Source organism: Pseudomonas sp. MM213 (assembly GCF_020423045.1).
GTDB lineage: Bacteria > Pseudomonadota > Gammaproteobacteria > Pseudomonadales > Pseudomonadaceae > Aquipseudomonas > Aquipseudomonas migulae.
Genome location: NZ_CP081943.1, coordinates 6678068 through 6696890 on the forward strand (window position 1 = coordinate 6678068; position 18823 = coordinate 6696890).

At 60.8% G+C, this 18823-nt stretch carries 13 protein-coding genes; 6 read left to right on the forward strand and 7 right to left on the reverse strand.

What is annotated here, in order from left to right; translation table 11 throughout:
• Positions 1 to 24: 24 nt before the first annotated feature.
• Positions 25 to 1044, forward strand: coding sequence for a quinone-dependent dihydroorotate dehydrogenase (locus tag K5R88_RS30405; RefSeq protein ID WP_032832392.1), 1020 nt, complete (start codon positions 25 to 27; stop codon positions 1042 to 1044).
• Between the two features lie 368 nt (positions 1045 to 1412).
• Here the strand turns inward: K5R88_RS30405 and rmf are convergent, their stop codons facing one another.
• Positions 1413 to 1628 (reverse strand): ribosome modulation factor, encoded by a 216-nt coding sequence (gene rmf, locus K5R88_RS30410; protein ID WP_003223300.1) that lies wholly within the window; start codon positions 1626 to 1628, stop codon positions 1413 to 1415.
• Between the two features lie 531 nt (positions 1629 to 2159).
• Here rmf and rlmKL point away from each other — a divergent pair.
• Both rlmKL and K5R88_RS30420 read left to right on the forward strand, forming a co-directional pair.
• On the forward strand, positions 2160 to 4430 hold the full coding sequence (gene rlmKL / locus K5R88_RS30415; RefSeq protein WP_008027386.1) for a bifunctional 23S rRNA (guanine(2069)-N(7))-methyltransferase RlmK/23S rRNA (guanine(2445)-N(2))-methyltransferase RlmL: 2271 nt from the start codon (positions 2160 to 2162) through the stop codon (positions 4428 to 4430).
• 143 nt (positions 4431 to 4573) lie between these two features.
• A complete protein-coding gene (locus K5R88_RS30420) occupies positions 4574 to 6964 on the forward strand; it encodes a sensor domain-containing diguanylate cyclase (protein ID WP_226298881.1) in 2391 nt (796 codons plus the stop codon).
• Between the two features lie 129 nt (positions 6965 to 7093).
• Here the strand turns inward: K5R88_RS30420 and dacB are convergent, their stop codons facing one another.
• Positions 7094 to 8554, reverse strand: a complete 1461-nt coding sequence (gene dacB, locus K5R88_RS30425; protein ID WP_223415720.1) for a D-alanyl-D-alanine carboxypeptidase/D-alanyl-D-alanine endopeptidase — start codon at positions 8552 to 8554, stop codon at positions 7094 to 7096.
• 234 nt (positions 8555 to 8788) lie between these two features.
• On the opposite strand from dacB, the gene K5R88_RS30430 reads away from it, so the two are divergent.
• Entirely contained in the window at positions 8789 to 9133 is a 345-nt protein-coding gene (locus tag K5R88_RS30430; protein ID WP_008027379.1) for a YggL family protein, read from the forward strand.
• 171 nt (positions 9134 to 9304) lie between these two features.
• On the opposite strand, the gene K5R88_RS30435 is transcribed toward K5R88_RS30430, so the two are convergent.
• A complete protein-coding gene (locus tag K5R88_RS30435; protein WP_226298882.1) occupies positions 9305 to 10495 on the reverse strand; it encodes a benzoate/H(+) symporter BenE family transporter in 1191 nt (396 codons plus the stop codon).
• A gap of 360 nt (positions 10496 to 10855) precedes the next feature.
• On the opposite strand from K5R88_RS30435, the gene K5R88_RS30440 reads away from it, so the two are divergent.
• On the forward strand, positions 10856 to 11620 hold the full coding sequence (locus K5R88_RS30440; RefSeq protein ID WP_008027375.1) for a GntR family transcriptional regulator: 765 nt from the start codon (positions 10856 to 10858) through the stop codon (positions 11618 to 11620).
• A 154-nt stretch (positions 11621 to 11774) separates the two neighbouring features.
• Here the strand turns inward: K5R88_RS30440 and guaD are convergent, their stop codons facing one another.
• From guaD to xdhA, 4 genes are all read right to left on the reverse strand, one after another.
• On the reverse strand, positions 11775 to 13079 hold the full coding sequence (gene guaD, locus K5R88_RS30445; protein WP_008027372.1) for a guanine deaminase: 1305 nt from the start codon (positions 13077 to 13079) through the stop codon (positions 11775 to 11777).
• A gap of 8 nt (positions 13080 to 13087) precedes the next feature.
• Entirely contained in the window at positions 13088 to 13933 is an 846-nt protein-coding gene (gene xdhC, locus K5R88_RS30450) for a xanthine dehydrogenase accessory protein XdhC (RefSeq protein ID WP_008027370.1), read from the reverse strand.
• A gap of 116 nt (positions 13934 to 14049) precedes the next feature.
• Positions 14050 to 16449 carry a xanthine dehydrogenase molybdopterin binding subunit gene (gene xdhB, locus K5R88_RS30455; protein ID WP_226298883.1) on the reverse strand — a complete coding sequence of 800 codons (2400 nt, stop codon included), beginning with the start codon at positions 16447 to 16449 and terminating at the stop codon, positions 14050 to 14052.
• Positions 16442 to 17896, reverse strand: coding sequence for a xanthine dehydrogenase small subunit (gene xdhA, locus K5R88_RS30460; RefSeq protein ID WP_008037760.1), 1455 nt, complete (start codon positions 17894 to 17896; stop codon positions 16442 to 16444). Before xdhA ends, xdhB begins: the two co-directional genes overlap by 8 nt.
• Before the next feature lie 266 nt (positions 17897 to 18162).
• Between xdhA and K5R88_RS30465 the strand changes: the two genes are divergently transcribed.
• Positions 18163 to 18822, forward strand: a complete 660-nt coding sequence (locus K5R88_RS30465) for a GntR family transcriptional regulator (protein WP_008037757.1) — start codon at positions 18163 to 18165, stop codon at positions 18820 to 18822.
• Position 18823: the final 1 nt, after the last annotated feature.

Here is an 18823-nt window from a genome sequence, read left to right on the forward strand (position 1 = left end):
CCGCCATTCGAGTCAACGCCGCCCATGTACACCCTGGCCCGTCAGCTGTTGTTCAAACTTTCCCCGGAAACCTCCCACGATCTGTCCCTGGACCTGATCGGCGCGGGCGGGCGTTTGGGCCTCAACGGCTTGCTGTGCAAGGCGCCGGCAAAAATGCCGGTGAGCGTCATGGGCCTGGACTTCCCGAACCCGGTGGGTCTGGCTGCCGGTCTGGACAAGAACGGCGCGGCCATCGACGGTTTTGCCCAGTTGGGTTTTGGTTTTGTCGAAATCGGCACCATCACGCCACGTCCACAGCCGGGCAATCCGAAACCACGGATTTTCCGTTTGCCGGAAGCTGAAGCGATCATCAACCGCATGGGCTTCAACAACCTCGGCGTCGATCACCTGCTGGCCCGCGTGGCTGCGGCCAAGTACAAGGGCGTGCTGGGCATCAACATCGGCAAGAACTTCGATACCCCGGTCGAGCGTGCGGTCGACGACTACCTGATCTGCCTGGACAAGGTCTATGCCCACGCCAGCTATGTGACGGTCAACGTCAGCTCGCCGAACACCCCGGGCCTGCGCAGCCTGCAGTTCGGTGATTCGCTCAAGCAATTGCTGGCTGACCTGGCGACTCGTCGTGCCGAGCTGGCGTTGCGTCACGGTAAACATGTTCCGTTGGCGATCAAGATCGCACCGGACATGACCGACGAAGAAACCGCACAAGTCGCTCAAGCGCTGATCGAAACCGGGATGGACGCGGTGATCGCCACCAACACCACCCTGAGCCGCGTTGGCGTCGAAGGCATGGAATACGGTGACGAGGCGGGCGGTCTGTCCGGGGCGCCGGTTCGTGACAAGAGCACCCACACCGTGAAGGTGCTGGCGGCCGAGTTGGCGGGTCGTTTGCCGATCATCGCCGTGGGCGGCATCACCGAAGGCAAGCATGCCGCCGAGAAAATCGCGGCGGGTGCGAGCCTGGTGCAGCTCTATTCCGGCTTCATCTACAAAGGCCCGGCGCTGATTCGCGAGTCCGTGGACGCCATCGCCGCCCTGCGCTAAACCCCGTACTTGTAGGAGCGGCCGGGCGGCGTTCCGTTTGCCGGCGAAGGCGTCCTGACGATCGCTTTCGCCGGCAAGCCGTGCTCCTACAAGGTCGTTGGCGTCCTCGAGATCGCTTTCGCAGCATTGCATAACCCTTGTAGGAGCCGGCTTGCTGGCGATAGCGGTGGGGCAGCGACACATGTATCGCCTGATAGGACGCCATCGCCAGCAAGCCGGCTCCTACAAGGGGAATGTGTTTTGTCAGAATGCAGGCATAAAAAAGGGCCCCTTGAAGGAGCCCCTGGGCCGAAGCCCGCCGCCCGGATGGGGCGTGCGTGGTAAGTCGTTACGTAATCAGGTTGTCGTGTCGGAGTGTGTGCCCTGTGTTAGCCGACGGCGTGAAGTTCGTTGAGTCTATGGATTCCCGCAGTGCCGGTCATACCGTCCCAGTTGTCGCCGCGTCCTTCTCGCCAGCCGTTAATCCAGGCTTGGCGTACTGACGGTAGAGTAAATGGGCAAAGCTCACGGGATTTGCCACCAACGCCATATTGATATCCGCGTAAAAATGCTCTTTCCAACGGATCACGCTTAAGTCTTCTCATAGGGTGTTGCCCTCACTTGTTGACTGTATGTATCGCGTTGACCTCAATCGAGGTCTGGCAGAAATGTCTGCCGTTGGGGGGCTCGCTGCCGGCGTGGCGAGCCAAGGTGTTGACGTCCGTTGTGGCGCCAACCTGTATTGAGTTCTAACCAATGCGTCACATCGAGGGAATGATCGTTTTGTCATAAGGACGTAACCATAAAGATGCTATGGCCATAAGTAACACGATGTTTGTCCCGTGTTTATTAGCCAAAGCCCTGTATGATCGGCCCCCCGCAGGATGATGGGGTTAATCCTTTAGTGAGAATGCCTCGCGTTGGTCTCGGGCATTATTCGACGAAGGGTCGAGTTATGACATTTTGTTGCATCAACTTTTTTATCTGCCCGTGCATCTAAGCTCTTCTAACCTGAGCAGCACGGGTGGGACGGCACACCTTCGTGCCACGCGGGCGCTCTTTTAGAAAAGCGCCTGATTGAAAACCGGGCCGGCAATGCGTTGTCGGTTCACTTAGCCAAAGGCTCTGAAATTCCAATGTCCGATCAATTCGAAATCTTCCTCACTTGCCCCAAAGGCCTCGAAGGCCTGCTCATCGAGGAAGCCGTCGGGCTTGGCCTTGAAGAAGCGCGTGAGCACACCTCTGCCGTGCGCGGCATGGCGACCATGGAAACCGCTTATCGCCTGTGCCTGTGGTCGCGTCTGGCGAACCGGGTGCTGCTGGTGCTCAAGCGTTTCCCGATGAAGGACGCCGAAGACCTGTATCACGGCGTGCTCGATATCGAGTGGCAAGACCACATGCTCAACGACGGCACCCTGGCCGTCGAGTTCAGCGGTCACGGTTCGGGCATCGATAACACGCACTTCGGCGCCCTGAAAGTCAAAGACGCCATCGTCGACAAACTGCGCACTCCGCAGGGCGACCGTCCGTCCATCGACAAACTCAACCCGGACCTGCGCATTCACCTGCGCCTGGACCGTGGCGAAGCGATCCTGTCCCTCGACCTCTCCGGCCACAGCCTGCACCAGCGCGGTTACCGCCTGCAGCAAGGCGCGGCGCCGCTGAAGGAAAACCTCGCGGCTGCCATCCTGATCCGTTCCGGCTGGCCGCGCATTGCCGCCGACGGCGGCGCGCTGGCTGACCCGATGTGCGGTGTCGGTACGTTCCTCGTCGAAGCGGCGATGATCGCCGCCGATATGGCACCGAACCTGCGTCGCGAGCAGTGGGGTTTCACCGCGTGGCTTGGCCACGTGCCGGCGCTGTGGAAAAAGCTTCACGAAGAAGCCACCGAGCGCGCTGCGGCCGGTCTGGCCAAGCCACCGTTGTGGATTCGTGGCTACGAAGCCGACCCGCGCCTGATTCAACCGGGCCGCAACAACGTCGAGCGTGCCGGCCTGAGCGAGTGGATCAAGATCTACCAGGGCGAAGTCGGCACCTTCGAGCCGCGTCCGGACCAGAACCAGAAAGGCCTGGTGATCTGCAACCCACCGTACGGCGAGCGTCTGGGCGACGAGGCGAGCCTGCTCTACCTCTACCAGAACCTCGGCGAGCGTCTGCGTCAGGCCTGCCTGAACTGGGAAGCGGCGGTGTTCACCGGCGCGCCGGACCTGGGCAAGCGCATGGGCATCCGCAGCCACAAACAGTATTCGTTCTGGAACGGCGCGTTGCCGTGCAAGCTGCTGCTGATCAAGGTCACGCCGGATCAGTTCGTCACCGGCGAGCGTCGCACCCCGGAACAGCGTCAAGTCGAGCGCGAGCAGGCGGAATACGATCAGGCACCGAACGAGCCGCAGGAACGCCAGTACAACAAAAACGGTAACCCGATCAAACCGGCCGCGGCACCCGCTCCGGTGATCGAGCAACCGCGTTTGAGCGAAGGCGGGCAAATGTTTGCCAACCGTCTGCAAAAGAACCTCAAGGCGCTGGGCAAGTGGGTCAAGCGTGAAGGCATCGACTGCTATCGCGTCTACGATGCCGACATGCCGGAATACTCGATGGCCATCGACCTGTATCAGGATTGGGTCCACGTCCAGGAATACGCCGCGCCGAAATCCATCGACCCGGAAAAAGCCTCGGCGCGCATGTTCGATGCACTGGCAGCCATTCCGCAGGCGTTGAACATCGACAAGAACCGCGTAGTGGTCAAGCGTCGCGAGCGTCAGAGCGGCACCAAGCAGTACGAACGCCAGGCGGCGCAAGGCAAGTTCGTCGAGGTCAACGAAGGCGGCGTGAAGCTGCTGGTCAACCTCACCGACTACCTCGACACCGGGCTGTTCCTCGACCACCGGCCAATGCGCATGCGCATCCAGAAAGAGGCGGCCGGCAAGCGCTTCCTCAATCTGTATTGCTACACCGCGACGGCCAGCGTCCACGCAGCCAAGGGCGGCGCGCGTAGTACGACCAGCGTCGACTTGTCGAAAACCTACCTCGACTGGGCGCGTCGCAACCTGTCGCTGAACGGTTTCTCCGACAAGAACCGTCTGGAGCAGAGCGACGTGATGGTCTGGCTGGATGCCTGCCGTGACGAGTTCGACCTGATCTTCATCGACCCGCCGACCTTCTCCAACTCCAAGCGCATGGAAGGGATCTTCGACGTGCAGCGCGATCAGGTGCAGTTGATCGACCTGGCCATGGCGCGACTGGCGCCGGGTGGCGTGTTGTACTTCTCCAACAACTTCCGCAAGTTCGCGCTCGAGGAAAACCTCACCGAGCGTTACGCGGTCGAGGAGATCACGACCCAGACCATCGATCCGGACTTCGCCCGCAACGGCAAGATCCACCGGGCCTGGAAAATCACCGCGCGTTGACAGTTTTTTGCATTGGATCCACAGAGCCTTGATTTTTAAAGGCTCTTGGCTTCTTTCAGTGCTGGTCAAATTGATGGCTAATAGCTATAACTCATCGCATGGCCAATGGGCTTTTCCGGCACCTGGCGTTTTGAGTTGCCTCTATGTCGTTGCACGCCGTGCGCCCAAAGATCCTGGGTTTTATCAGTGAAGACGTCTCGGCCTGGCTGGTCGCGCTGTTTGTATTGGTCGTCGGCGGGGTTCTCACCGGGTTGCTCGCCTGGTCGACCCTGAATCTGTTTCACCAACAATTGCGGCAACGTTTCCAACTGCTGGCCAGTGAACGTTACAGCCGTATCGAAGAACGCTTCGAAGATCAGGAGCAGCGCCTCGATGGCCTGCGCCGGTTCTTTGTCAATTCCGCTTCGGTTGCCCGCGAGGAATTCGACGGTTACACCCAACCTTTGCTGCACCGGACTCAGGCCTATTCGTTCGCCCTGCGGGTCAGTCGTGCCGAGCGGGCGGAGTTTGAGCGTCGGGTGCGGAAAGAGGGGGTACCCGATTTCAACATTCGTGAGCTCAATGCCGACGGTCAGCTGCAATTGGCGGCGGAGCGCGATGAGTATGTCGCGGTGCTGTACAGCCAGACCCAGAGCAAGCTCGGCTCACCGTTGGGTTACGACCTGGCCGCGCAGCCCCTGCGCCGTGCCACCCTGGACCGGGCGGACCAGCATGGCCGGATGGCGGTGTCGCAGCCGATGCATCTTGTCGCTATCGAGCCGGCTTATGCGCGGGGCGTGTTGCTGGTGGCACCGGTCATGCCACGCAAAAGTCCAGACACGAAACCTTACGGTTATGTGATGGCGGTGATCAGCATGCGGCAGTTGCTGGCCGATGGCTTGCCGGAAGCGGGCCGTGATTATCTGTCAGTGCGAATCCTCGACCTGTCCATCGAAGAACAGCACGAAGTGCTTTACGAATCGCCCAACGGCCCTGCCGTCAGTGAGTTGTCCGCGACCCGGCTGCTGCGGCTGGCCGACCATGACTATCAGGTCGACATCCAGCCCAGCGAGGCCTTCCTGCAAGCCAACCACTCTTCGGTCAGCAGCCTGGTGGTGCTGGGCGGGTTGCTCAGTCTGCTGCTCAGCTCGCTGCTTTATGTGTTGGTCAGTCAGCGGCAACGCGCGCTGAAAATGGTCGAGCAACGGACCCAGGAGTTGCGTGCCCGTGAGCAGGAGCTGCGCGGTACCCATGGTCAACTGCGTGGCGTGTTGAATGCCGCGACCCAGGTGGCAATCATCGCCACCGACCTGCGCGGCGTCATCAGCACGTTCAACGCCGGGGCGGAGCAGATGCTCGGCTATTCAAGCGTGGAAGTGGTGGGGCACATGACCCTGGAAAACCTGCACCTGCCCCGGGAACTTGCCGCGCGTTCGGCCGAGTTGAGTGCACGTTATGGCAAACCGATTCCGACCTGCCAGGCGATGTTGGTCGAGGGCGGCGAGGAGGGCGGTCACGAGGCGCGGGAGTGGACGCTGGTGCGTGGCGATGGCAGCCAGTTGACGGTGAACATGCTGGCGACCCCAGTGCTCGACGAGCAAGGTTTGTGGGTCGGGCACCTGGCGATCTGCATCGACGTCACCGAGCGCAAGCGCGTGTACGAAGCGCTCGCCGCACGGGATTTGCTCCTGAAGAAACTCAGCGCCCATGTGCCCGGCGGGATTTACCAGTTCAAGATGGAATTCGACGGGCGCTTCAGTGTGATCTACGCCAGCGACGGCATCCGCGATATCTACGAGCTCGAGCCGGATGTCTTGTTGCTCAATGCCGAAGCGATTTTCACCCGGATTCACCCCCAGGACACCACCCGGGTCCGCGCTTCGATCCGGGCGTCGGCGGACACGCTCAGTCCGTGGCGCGAGGAATACCGCGTGCAGTTGCCAACGCGGGGGGTGCGCTGGGTCCGTGGCGAAGCGACCCCGGAGGAACTGCCGGGCGGTGGCGTGCTCTGGCATGGTTACATCTCGGACATCTCCGACCTCAAGCGCGTCGAAGAAGAGCTGCGGGCGCTGTCGATCACCGACTCGCTGACCGGGATCCACAACCGTCGCTACTTCCAGGAGCGCCTGACCACCGAGATGGTTCGTGTGGAGCGCGGTGGCGGCGAGTTGTCGGTGATCATGCTCGACATCGACCATTTCAAACGCATCAATGACCAGCATGGCCACGCCGTGGGCGATCGGGTGTTGCAGGCGGTGTGCGAGCGCATCGGCAATCGCCTGCGTCGCACCGATGTGTTCTGTCGCCTGGGCGGTGAAGAGTTCATGGTGCTCTGCCCGGACATCGATGGCGAACAAGCCTATGGGCTGGCGCTGGAGTTGTGGCAGGGCTTGCGCAGTTCACCGATCGACGATGTCGGGGTCGTCACGGCGAGTTTCGGCATTGCCAGTTGGCGTGCCGACGAGGGCGCGGATGCGCTGTTGCTGCGGGCGGACTCGGGGGTGTATGCGGCGAAACAGGCGGGACGGGATCGGGTTCAGGGGGAGTTGGGTTAAGTCGGGGATACACACAACCCCCTGTGGGAGCTAGCCTGCTAGCGATAGCGGTGTGTCAGTCAATACATGTGCCGACTGACACACCGCTATCGCTAGCAGGCTAGCTCCCACATTGGATTTGAGGTGTGCTTACAACACTGAAGCCGTATCAGGCAGTTTCGGCTGGCGATACAGGTCCAGCAGCACCTGATCCAGCACCGACGATGCGCCAAACGGGGCCTTGTCGTTGAGGATCGCCACCACCGCCCAGGTGTTGCCATTGACGTCGCGGCTGAAGCCGGAGATCGCGCGCACGGTGTTCAGGGTGCCGGTCTTGACGTGGGCTTCGCCGCGCATCGCGGTGGTCTTCAGGCGTTTGCGCATGGTGCCGTCGGTGCCGGCAATCGGCATCGAACTGATGAACTCGGCAGCGTACGGGCTATGCCACGCGGCTTGCAGCATCGCCGCCATTTCACGGGCGCTCACGCGTTCTGCGCGGGACAGGCCGGAACCGTTTTCCATCACCAGGTGCGGCGCGGTAATGCCTTTCTTCGCCAGCCACTGACGCACCACGCGCTGGGCCGCTTTGGCGTCATCGGCGTCGGCGTCGGTGCGGAATTTCTGGCCCAGGCTCAGGAACAGCTGCTGCGCCATGGTGTTGTTGCTGTATTTATTGATGTCGCGGATGACTTCCGCCAGGTCCGGCGAGAAGGCGCGAGCCAGGACCTTGGCGTCTTTCGGCGTAGGCGCCAGAACGTCCCTGCCCTGAATGCTGCCGCCCAGTTCCTTCCAGATCGCCCGGACGGCACCGGCGGTGTACGTCGCGTGGTCGAGCAGCGACAGGTAAGTCTGCGAGCTGCAGCCATCGCCCAATTGCCCGCCGACGGTCACGGTGACGCTGCCGTCGGCCTGGGTCACCGGGTTGTAACGCACGCCACCGGTGCATTGCTTGCCGTTGACGGCCTTGACCTGGTTTTCGATGCGGATGCTGGCAATCGGCGGCTCTACCGAGATCAGCACGCGGCCGTTGTCGTTGCGCGCGACGAAGCGCAGGGCCTTGAGGTTGACCAGCAGCGAATCGGGTTTGACCAGGAACGGTTTGTTCTCGTCATTGCCGTCATCGTTGAACTCCGGCAGTTGCGGTTGCACGAAGAAGCCACGATCCAGCACCAGGTCGCCGGTGACTTGCGTCACGCCGTTGGCCCGCAGATCGCGCATCAGCAGCCAGAGTTTTTCCATGTTCAGCTTCGGATCGCCGCCACCCTTGAGGTAGAGGTTGCCGTTGAGAATGCCGCCGCTGAGGGTGCCGTCGGTGTAGAACTCGGTTTTCCACTGGTGGTTCGGGCCGAGCATTTCCAGCGCTGCATAGGTGGTCACCAGTTTCATGGTGGACGCCGGGTTGACCGAGACGTCAGCGTTGAAAATGGTCGGGGTGCCAGGACCGTTGAGCGGGATCATCACCAGCGACAGGGCGTTGTCCTGCAGCTTGCTGGCCTTGAGGGCTTTTTCGACGTTGGGCGACAGCGCGGTGTTGATGGTGGCGGCGGAAACGGGGAGGGCCAGCGGGAGAAGAAGACTGGCCAGCAGCAGTGGACGCAAAGATTTGATCATCTGAAATAAAACCCTACAGCCGAGGGGAAAAAAGACGAGGGCATGAAGATAATTTCCCTCAGTGGTCATGAAAGTGTCGGCATTATGCCCCAAGGTGTAGCGGCTTGTGCCGTGCCCGCGCCTTCTAATCCGCTATTTTTTTACCGGCGGTAACGCGTTGCGCCCAGAGAGTCGGGCAATTGGCGGCTTAAACTGCTAAAGTGCCGCCCGTTATTACTTATGAGGATTGTTCCAATGGCGACTAACCGTTCCCAGCGTCTGCGCAAAAAACTGTGCGTCGATGAATTTCAAGAGCTGGGTTTCGAGCTGAACCTGGATTTCAAAGAAGATTTGGCTGATGAAGCCATTGATGCTTTCCTCGACGCGTTCCTGAAAGAAGCCATGGAAGCCAACGGTCTGGGCTATGTTGGCGGCGACGACTTCGGTCTGGTTTGCCTGCAGAAACGTGGCTCGGTGTCCGAAGAGCAGCGTGCAGCTGTTGAAGCCTGGCTCAAAGGCCGCAGCGAACTGACTGAAGTCACCGTCAGCCCGCTGATCGACGTCTGGTACCCGGAAAAGCCGATCAATCCGGTAGCTTGATGTCATAAAAGAAGCGGCGACCCAAGGGTCGCCGTTTTTTTATGCCTGCTTTTTGATGGTGCATGGCTTGGCCGCCATGGCGATCTCGGGAATGCCTTCGCGGGCAAGCCTCGCTCCTACAAGGGCTTTGCGCTGTACCTGTAGGAGCGAGGCTTGCCCGCGAAGGGGCCCTCAGGCCTTGCGCCAATTCAGAATCACCAGCGTCAACACCCCCGCCACAATCCCCCAGAACGCCGAACCCACGGAAAACAGCGTCAACCCCGACGCCGTGACCATAAAGGTGATCAGCGCCGCTTCGCGTTCCTTCACTTCGGCCATGGCAATGCTCAAGCCATTGATGATCGAGCCGAACAACGCCAGTGCCGCAATCGACAGCACCAGTTCTTTGGGGAGCGCGGCAAACAGCGCCGCCAGCGTCGCGCCGAATACCCCGGCAATCCCGTAGAAAACCCCGCACCACACGGCGGCCGTGTAACGCTTGTTGCGGTCTTCGTGGGCATGCGGCCCGGTGCAGATCGCCGCGCTGATGGCGGCCAGGTTGATCCCGTGGGAACCGAACGGCGCTAGCAGCAGCGAGGCGATGCCCGTCGTAGTAATCAGCGGCGAGGCCGGCACGGTGTAGCCGTCGGCGCGCAGCACCGCAATGCCCGGCATGTTCTGCGAGGTCATCGCCACCACAAACAGCGGAATGCCGATGCTGATGGTCGCGGCCAGGGAGAAGTGCGGCGTGGTCCAGACCGGCGTCGCCACTTCCAGGTGAAACGCGCTGAAATCCAGCAGCCCCATGAACCCTGACAGCGCTGTACCGATCAGCAGCGCAGCGAGTACCGCGTAGCGCGGCGACAGGCGCTTGACCACCAGGTAGGTGAAAAACATCCCCAGCACCAGCGCGGTGCGATGTTGGGCGGCGACGAAGATTTCGCTGCCGATCTTGAACAGAATCCCGGCCAGCAACGCGGCGGCCAATGAGGCTGGAATCTTCTTCACCAGGCGTTCGAAGCTGCCGGTCATGCCACACACGGTGACCAGCACCGCACAGGTCATGTAGGCGCCAATGGCTTCGCCGTAGCTCACGCCGCCCAGGCTGGTGATCAGCAACGCCGCGCCGGGTGTCGACCACGCGATGGTGATCGGCGTGCGATAACGCAGGGACAGGCCAATCGAACACACCGCCATGCCAATGGAAATCGCCCAGATCCACGACGAAATCTGCCCGCTGCTCAGGCCTGCCGCTTGCCCGGCCTGGAACATCAGCACCAGCGAGCTGGTGTAGCCGGTCATCATCGCGATGAACCCGGCGACGATGGCGGAAGGGGACGTGTCCGCCAATGGGCGGAGCTGCGTGTGCGTGGCGTCGTTCATGACAACGGTGTTCCTTAATACGTACGAAAATACCCAAAGCAACACAATCCCCAATGTAGGAGCGAGGCTTGCCCGCGAAGGCGTCATATCATTCAACATTGATGTCAACTGACACGACGCCTTCGCGGGCAAGCCTCGCTCCTACAGGGGATCGTATTCGCTGCGGATTCTGCGGATAAGCCTAAACTCAAACGTAAGCAATCGTTGCGATACAGCAAAGGCGACAAACAGCCGTACAGTCGTGTTGCCACCATCCATTGTGTACAATCGCGGTGTTTTTTACGCGATACTTGCCAGCGACCCACTGTGCCGTATTACAGTCACGGTCAATTCGCCGCAGTTCTCCCGACTCGAGTGCCCATGAACGAACAGTTGCAACCCCTCAAGAAACAACCGCGAGCAGGCAAAGCCGGCCGCAGCGGTACCCAGGACGATATTGTCTACGCGCATATCTTCGAGGCCATCCTCGAACAGCGCCTGGCGCCCGGCACCAAGTTGAGCGAAGAAGCGCTGGGGGAAATTTTCGGGGTCAGTCGCACCATCATTCGCCGCGCGCTGTCGCGCCTGGCCCATGAAGGCGTCGTGCTGTTGCGGCCGAATCGCGGCGCCGTGGTTGCCAGCCCGAGTGTCGAAGAAGCGCGCCAGGTGTTCCTCGCCCGCCGTCTGGTCGAGCGCGCGATCACTGAACTGGCCGTGCAGCACGCCACCGCCGAGCAAATCGCCGAGTTGCGGCAGATGGTCAACGACGAGCGTGACAGCTTCTCCCGTGGCGATCGCGGTGCTGGCATTCGTCTGTCGGGCGAATTCCACCTGAAACTGGCCGAAGCGGCGAAGAATGCACCGCTGATCAGCTTCCAGCGCAGCCTGGTGTCCCAGACTTCGTTGATCATTGCGCAGTACGAAAGCGGCAACCGTTCGCACTGTTCCTATGACGAACACACCCAGCTGATCGACGCGATCGAAGCGCGCAACGGTGAGCTGGCGGTGAACCTGATGATGCACCACATGGACCACATCGACAGCAAACTCAACCTTGACGAAGAAAGCGCGTCGGATGATTTGCACGCGGTGTTCTCGCATTTGTTGCAGACCAAGAAGCCAGGGCGTTCGCCGGCGAAAATCTGATAGACCGCGGCGCTGCCTTCGCGGGCAAGCCTCGCTCCTACGGGGTTTACGCTGTACCTGTAGGAGCGAGGCTTGCCCGCGAAGGCGACCTCAAAGCCAATAAAAATCCCCCGCAACCATCGATTGCGGGGGATTTTTTTATGCCCGAAAAACCCTATCGCTGATGCACCTGATTCCCCGCCGCATACGTCTGCAACACCGTCCGGTCATCCCCCAGCGTCATCAACACAAACAACGTCTCGGCAATGTTGTTCGCCTGCTTCAAGCGGTAGCTCAGCAACGGCGTGGCGTTGTAATCCAGCACCAGGAAGTCCGCGTCGGTGCCCGGTTGCAGTGTGCCGATCTTGTCCTCAAGCCGCAGTGCCCGTGCGCCGCCCAGCGTCGCCAGGTACAACGATTTGAACGGGCTCAGTCGCGCCCCTTGCAACTGCATGACCTTGTACGCCTCGTTCAACGTTTGCAGCAGCGAGAAACTGGTGCCGCCACCCACATCGGTGCCGATGCCGACATTGAGTTTGTGCTTCTCGGCCATCGGCAGGTTGAACAGGCCGCTGCCGAGGAAGAAGTTCGAAGTCGGGCAGAACGAGATGGCCGAGCCGGTTTCTGCCAATCGCGCGCATTCGTCATCGCACAGGTGCACACCGTGGGCGAAGACCGAGCGCTCGCCGAGCAACTGGTAGTGATCGTAGACGTCCAGGTAGCCTTTGCGCTCCGGGAACAGTTCCTTGACCCACTCGATTTCCTTGAGGTTTTCGCTGATGTGGGTCTGCATGTACAGGTCCGGATATTCACTCAGCAACTGGCCGGCCAGGGTGAGCTGTTCCGGGGTGCTGGTCGGGGCGAAGCGCGGCGTCACGGCGTAGTGCAAGCGACCCTTGCCGTGCCAGCGCTCGATCAGCGCCTTGCTTTCGACGTAGCTGGATTCGGCGGTGTCGGTCAGGTAGTCCGGCGCGTTGCGGTCCATCATCACCTTGCCGGCGATCATCCGCAGGTCCAGCTGTTCAGCCGCTTCGAAGAACGAGTTCACCGATTGCGGGTGCACGCTGCCGAACACCAGCGCGGTGGTGGTGCCGTTGCGCAGCAGTTCCTTGATGAAAATGTCTGCGACTTCGTCGGCGTGAGTCTTGTCGGCGAACTGGCTTTCACACGGGAAGGTGTAAGTGTTGAGCCAGTCCAGCAATTGCTCGCCGTAGGCGCCGACCATGCCGGTTTGCGGCAAATGGATGTGGGTGTCGATGAAGCCAGGGGTGATCAGCGCGTCCTGATAATGAGTGATCTCGATATCGGCGGGCAGGGTTGGCAGCAATTCGCTGGCGTGACCGAGGGCGCTGATCTGGCCGTTATCGACCACCAGCAAGCCGTCTTCGAAATACTCGTACGAGGCTTCGATACCCACTTCAGCGGGGTCGGCGATGCTGTGCAGGATGGCGGCGCGGTAGGCTTTGCGAGTCAGAGGCATGGGCGTTCTCAATTAGAGGCTTGGCTGCGGCGTGAAGCAGGCAGCAATTTGGCAATCGACGATCCGGCGCTGGCGGTGTGCTGGCCGAAATTCGCGTTATAGGTGGCGATGATTTCGCCGGCGATGGAGATGGCGATTTCCACAGGCAATTTGCCTTTGACTTCGCCGATGCCCATCGGGCAGCGCATGCGTTGCAGCACGCTGCTGTCAAAACCACGGTCGCGCAGGCGATGTTCGAACTTCACCCGTTTGGTTTTCGAACCGATCAGGCCGAAGTAGGCGAAGTCGTTGCGCTTGAGGATCGCGGCGGTGAGTTCGAGGTCGAGCTGGTGGTTGTGGGTCATGACGATGCAGTAGCTGCCGGCGGGCAGGTCATCGATTTCATCCACCGGCTCTTCGGCGACGATTTTGCGCACGCCGTGGGGGATCTGTTCAGGGAATTCATCTTCCCGCGAATCGATCCAGCGCACCCGGCAGGGCAGGCTGGCGAGCAGCGGCACCAGTGCGCGACCGACATGGCCGGCGCCGAACACGGCGATCTGCGCCTGGACCTGGCCCATCGGTTCGAACAGCAGCACGGTCACGCCGCCGCAGCACTGGCCGAGGCTGGCGCCGAGGCTGAAGCGCTCCAGGTGCGTGTCCTGCTTGCCGCTGGCGAGCATTTCGCGGCCGATCTGCATGGCCTTGTATTCCAGATGCCCGCCACCGATGGTGTCGAAGGTCTGGCTGGCGCTGATGACCATTTTCGAACCGGCATTGCGCGGCGTCGAGCCGAGCTCTTCGATGATGGTCACCAACACGCAGGGTTCACCGCGGTTTTGCAGGTCGGCGAGGGCGTCGATCCAGTTGTACATATTCACCTCAACATTTCTGTTGTCTATCCGGGCCTAATCGCTAGCAGGCTAGCTCCCACAGTTGATCGCATTCCCCTGTGGGAGCTAGCCTGCTAGCGATTGGCCGCGCCTCGGTCTTAGAGCGAAGCCAACTCGGTTTCGGTTTCAACGGCCTTCGCCGCCTTCAACTGCCGCATCTGCTCACAGCCCCACAACACCCGCTCCGGCGTCGCCGGCGCATCGATTTTCGGTTGATGTTTGTAATCACCCAGACTCGCCACGGCGTCCTTGATCGCACACCACGACGCGATGCCGAGCATGAACGGCGGCTCGCCCACAGCCTTGGAATGGAACACCGTGTCTTCCGGGTTCTTGCGGTTTTCCACCAGCTTCACCCGCAGGTCCAGCGGCATGTCCGCCACCGCCGGAATCTTGTAGCTAGCCGGGCCGTTGGTCATCAGTTTGCCCTTGGCATTCCAGACCAGCTCTTCCATGGTCAGCCAGCCCATGCCCTGGATGAAACCGCCCTCGACCTGCCCGATGTCGATCGCCGGGTTCAGCGAGGCGCCGACGTCGTGGAGAATGTCGGTGCGCAGCATTTTGTACTCGCCGGTCAGCGTATCGACGATCACTTCGCAGCACGCCGCGCCGAACGCGTAGTAGTAGAACGGCCGACCACGTGCCTGGCTGCGGTCGTAGAAGATTTTCGGGGTCTTGTAGAAGCCGGTGCTCGACAGCGAGACCTGAGCGAAATACGCCTGCTGAATCAGCGCTTCGAACGTCAGGATGTGATCGCGAACCCGCACATGACCGTTGTGGAATTCCACGTCCTCTTCGCTGACCTTGTATTGCCGCGCGGCGAATTCCACCAAGCGCTTCTTGATGATTTCCGCCGCGTTTTGCGCGGCTTTACCGTTCAGGTCGGCACCGCTGGACGCGGCGGTCGGCGAGGTGTTCGGCACTTTGTCGGTGTTGGTCGCGGTGATCTGCACGCGGTTCATTTCCACCTGGAACACTTCGGCCACGACCTGCGCGACTTTGGTGTTCAAGCCCTGGCCCATTTCCGTGCCACCGTGGTTCAGGTGGATGCTGCCGTCGGTGTAGACGTGCACCAGCGCACCGGCCTGGTTGAGGAAACTGGCGGTGAAGGAAATACCGAATTTCACCGGAGTCAGCGCCAGGCCTTTTTTCAGGATCGGGCTGTTGGCGTTGTAGCGGCGGATCGCTTCGCGGCGCTCGGCGTACTGGCTGCTTTCTTCCAGTTCGGCGGTCATTTCCTCGAGCATGTTGTGCTCGACGGTCTGGTAGTAATGGGTGACGTTGCGCTCGGTCTTGCCGTAGTAGTTGGCCTTGCGCACCGCCAGCGGGTCGAGGGCCAGATGCCGGGCAATCGCGTCCATCACTTCTTCGATGGCGACCATGCCTTGCGGGCCGCCGAAGCCACGGTAAGCGGTGTTCGATGCGGTGTTGGTCTTGCAGCGGTGACCGTTGATGGTTGCATCGCCGAGGTAGTACGAGTTGTCGGCGTGGAACATCGCACGGTCGACAATCGAGTTCGACAGGTCCGGCGAGCAGCCGCAGTTACCCGCCAGTTCCAGCTGGATGCCGTGCAGGCGCCCGCTGTCGTCAAAGCCCACGTCGTACTCGACATAGAACGGGTGACGCTTGCCGGTCATCAGCATGTCTTCGACACGCGGCAAGCGCATTTTGGTTGGCTGGCCGGTCAGGTGCGCAATCACCGCGCACAGGCAGGCCGGGCTCGCTGCCTGGGTTTCCTTGCCACCAAAACCACCGCCCATGCGGCGCATGTCGACGACGATTTTGTTCATCGACACGTCCAGCACTTCCGCCACCAGTTTCTGTACTTCGGTGGGGTTTTGCGTGGAGCAGTAGACAATCATCCCGCCGTCTTCAGTGGGCATCACCGACGAGATCTGTGTTTCGAGGTAGAAGTGCTCCTGGCCGCCAATGTGCAGCGTGCCCTGGATACGATTTTTCGCTGTCGTCAACGCGCCCGCTGAATCACCGCGTTCATGGGTGTGACTGTCCAGCACGAAATGCTTTTTGCGAAAGGCCTCGACCACGTCCAGTACCGGTTCCAGGTCTTCGTATTCGATCACTGCGGCCATGGCGGCTTTGCGTGCAGTCTCCAGGTCGCGGGCGGCCACGGCCATGACGACCTGACCGACGAACTGCACCGTGTCGATGGCCAGCAATGGATCACCGGGCATCAGCGGGCCGATGTCTTTCAGGCCCGGCACGTCTTCGTGGGTGATGGCGATGCGCACGCCTTCGAAGGCGTAGCAAGGCTTGGTGTCGATGCTGATGATTTTCGCGTGGGCGCGGTCCGACAGCCGTGCGTAAACGTGCAGCTGGTTCGGAAATTCCAGGCGGTCGTCGATGTACTGCGCCTCACCGGACACATGCTTGGCGGCGCTGTCGTGCTTGACGCTGCGGCCGACGCCGGTGGTCAGGTCCTTGGCGAACAGTTCAGCCAATTCGGCTTGGGTCTTCTCTACAGCGTGATGATTAGACATAAGCGGTCACCCGAGTCTCGATGTGCGGCGTTTGCAGTTCAATGAAGTATTTGCGCAGCAGGTTTTGCGCGCTGAGCAGGCGGTATTCCTTGCTGGCGCGGAAGTCCGAGAGCGGCGTGAAATCTTCGGCCAGTGCGGCGCAGGCGCGTTCGACGGTGGCGTTGTTGAACGGTGAACCGAGTAACACGGCTTCGCAGTTGGCGGCGCGTTTCGGGATGGCAGCCATGCCACCGAAGGCAACGCGTGCGTCGGCGATCACACCGTTTTCCAGGCGGATGTTGAAGGCGGCGCAAACGGCGGAAATGTCATCGTCCAGACGCTTGGAAACCTTGTACGCACGGAACAGTTGTTCGGCGCTGGCACGCGGCACGATGATCTTCTCGATGAACTCGCTTTCCTGACGCGCGGTGACGCGGTAATCGATGAAGTAATCTTCCAGGGCCAGGGTGCGGCGGGTTTCGCCCTTACACAGCACAATCTGCGCGCCCAAGGCGATCAGCAGTGGTGGCGAGTCACCGATCGGCGAGGCGTTGCCAATGTTGCCGCCGAGGGTGCCCTGGTTGCGGATCTGCAACGAAGCGAAACGATGCAGCAATTCGCCGAAGTCCGGGTACTCGGCGTTCAAGGCTTCATAGCAATCGGAGAGGGCGGTGGCGGCGCCGATTTCCAGGCGATCGTCAAAGCGTTCGATGCGCTTCATCTCGGCGACGTTGCCGACGTAAATCATCACCGGCAGCGTGCGGTGGAACTGCGTGACTTCCAGCGCCAGGTCCGTGCCGCCGGCCAGCAGCCGGGCCTGTGGATAAGCGTCGTAGAGGTCGGCCAGATCGGCGACGGTCAGCGGCACCAGGCAGCGCTTGTCGCCGCTGTTGAGTTCGCCGATATCGGTCGGCGCGATGGCCTTCAGACGTGCAATGGTCTCGGCTTCGCGAGCGTCGAATTGATCGGGTTGCTTGCCGCAGCAGGATTGCTCGGCAGCTTGCAGAATCGGCCGATAGCCGGTGCAGCGGCAGAGGTTGCCGGCCAGTGCTTCGTGCGCTTTATGCGAGTCCGGTTGTTCGCTGTTCTTTTGCAGCGCGAACAGCGACATCACGAAACCGGGGGTGCAGAAGCCGCATTGCGAGCCGTGGCATTCGACCATGGCTTTCTGCACGCTGTGCAGTTCGCCTTGGTGCTTGAGGTCTTCGACGCTGATCAGTTGCTTGCCATGCAGCGACGAAACAAACGTCAGGCACGAGTTGAGGCTGCGATAGCGAATGTGTTCGCGGCCATCGTCATCCGTTTGCAACTCGCCGACCACCACGGTACACGCGCCACAGTCACCGCTGGCGCAACCTTCTTTGGTGCCGGGTTTGCCCACATGGTCGCGCAGATAATTGAGCACGGTCAGGTTTGGGTCCAGGGCGTGCTCGCTACGGAGTTCCTGGTTAAGTAAAAACTGGATCACGGAAGGCCTCGCAGACTCATTATTGTTGTTAACCGACTTGGACCGAATTTATCAGGTCTGACTTTGCGGTCAATGATTTTCTGACTTAAAGGTCAGGAAATAGCATTTTGTCGATCAACGACTCGTTCCTTCATTATTGACCCTTGCGGGTTAGCCTGCTTTTTGCGGGATTCGTGCCAAAAACCGCCGAGTGGGCACTCCGCCATGACCCCTCATGTGCGCTACACTGCGCCGCTTGTACAGATCGAAGAATTTGAAGGACACCCATGACGTTCAAGGCGCCGGACAGCCTCGCCGAGCAAATTGCTCACCACCTCGCCGAACGCATCATTCGTGGCGAAATGAAGCCCGGGGAGCGCATCCAGGAACAGAAGGTCACGCTGGCCCTCAATGTCAGCCGCGGCTCGGTCCGCGAAGCCTTGCTGATCCTCGAGCGTCGCCACCTGATCGCGATCCTGCCGCGACGCGGCGCGCATGTGACCGAACTCACCGCCCACAAGGTGCAGAGCCTGTGCGCGCTGATGGGCGAGATGTACATCCTGCTCGCCAATGCCGTGGCCACTGGCTGGCAAGTCCAGGCCGACCTGGCGCCGTTCGTGCAGATCCAGCAGCGCCTGACCGCGAGCTACGAGCGCCAGGACATCCATGCCTTCGTCGACGACAGTTTCAATGTGATGCGCGCCACGTACGGGTTTGCCAACAACCCGTACTTGCAGGAAACCGTCGAGAATCTGCAACCGGCCATGAGCCGTGCGTACTTCCTCGCCCTGGAGCAGCGCAAGGCCTCGATGAGCGAGTATCTGGAACTGTTCGAACGCTTGCTCGCGGCCGTGATCGCCCGTGACCATGCGCTGATTCGCACCGTGCTGACCGCGTATTGCCAGCGCAGTTGCGATCTGGTGATTTCTGCCCTGACGGACGCTTAAG

What these genes read in the sequence shown, in the direction of transcription:
- K5R88_RS30465 (WP_008037757.1), top strand. Translation starts at nt 18,163, where the DNA reads ATGACGTTCAAGGCGCCGGACAGCCTCGCCGAGCAAATTGCTCACCAC.
- dacB (WP_223415720.1), bottom strand. Translation starts at nt 8,554, where the DNA reads ATGATCAAATCTTTGCGTCCACTGCTGCTGGCCAGTCTTCTTCTCCCG.
- K5R88_RS30435 (WP_226298882.1), bottom strand. Translation starts at nt 10,495, where the DNA reads ATGAACGACGCCACGCACACGCAGCTCCGCCCATTGGCGGACACGTCC.
- xdhB (WP_226298883.1), bottom strand. Translation starts at nt 16,449, where the DNA reads ATGTCTAATCATCACGCTGTAGAGAAGACCCAAGCCGAATTGGCTGAA.
- K5R88_RS30430 (WP_008027379.1), top strand. Translation starts at nt 8,789, where the DNA reads ATGGCGACTAACCGTTCCCAGCGTCTGCGCAAAAAACTGTGCGTCGAT.
- K5R88_RS30440 (WP_008027375.1), top strand. Translation starts at nt 10,856, where the DNA reads ATGAACGAACAGTTGCAACCCCTCAAGAAACAACCGCGAGCAGGCAAA.
- xdhC (WP_008027370.1), bottom strand. Translation starts at nt 13,933, where the DNA reads ATGTACAACTGGATCGACGCCCTCGCCGACCTGCAAAACCGCGGTGAA.
- K5R88_RS30420 (WP_226298881.1), top strand. Translation starts at nt 4,574, where the DNA reads ATGTCGTTGCACGCCGTGCGCCCAAAGATCCTGGGTTTTATCAGTGAA.
- rmf (WP_003223300.1), bottom strand. Translation starts at nt 1,628, where the DNA reads ATGAGAAGACTTAAGCGTGATCCGTTGGAAAGAGCATTTTTACGCGGA.
- guaD (WP_008027372.1), bottom strand. Translation starts at nt 13,079, where the DNA reads ATGCCTCTGACTCGCAAAGCCTACCGCGCCGCCATCCTGCACAGCATC.
- K5R88_RS30405 (WP_032832392.1), top strand. Translation starts at nt 25, where the DNA reads ATGTACACCCTGGCCCGTCAGCTGTTGTTCAAACTTTCCCCGGAAACC.
- rlmKL (WP_008027386.1), top strand. Translation starts at nt 2,160, where the DNA reads ATGTCCGATCAATTCGAAATCTTCCTCACTTGCCCCAAAGGCCTCGAA.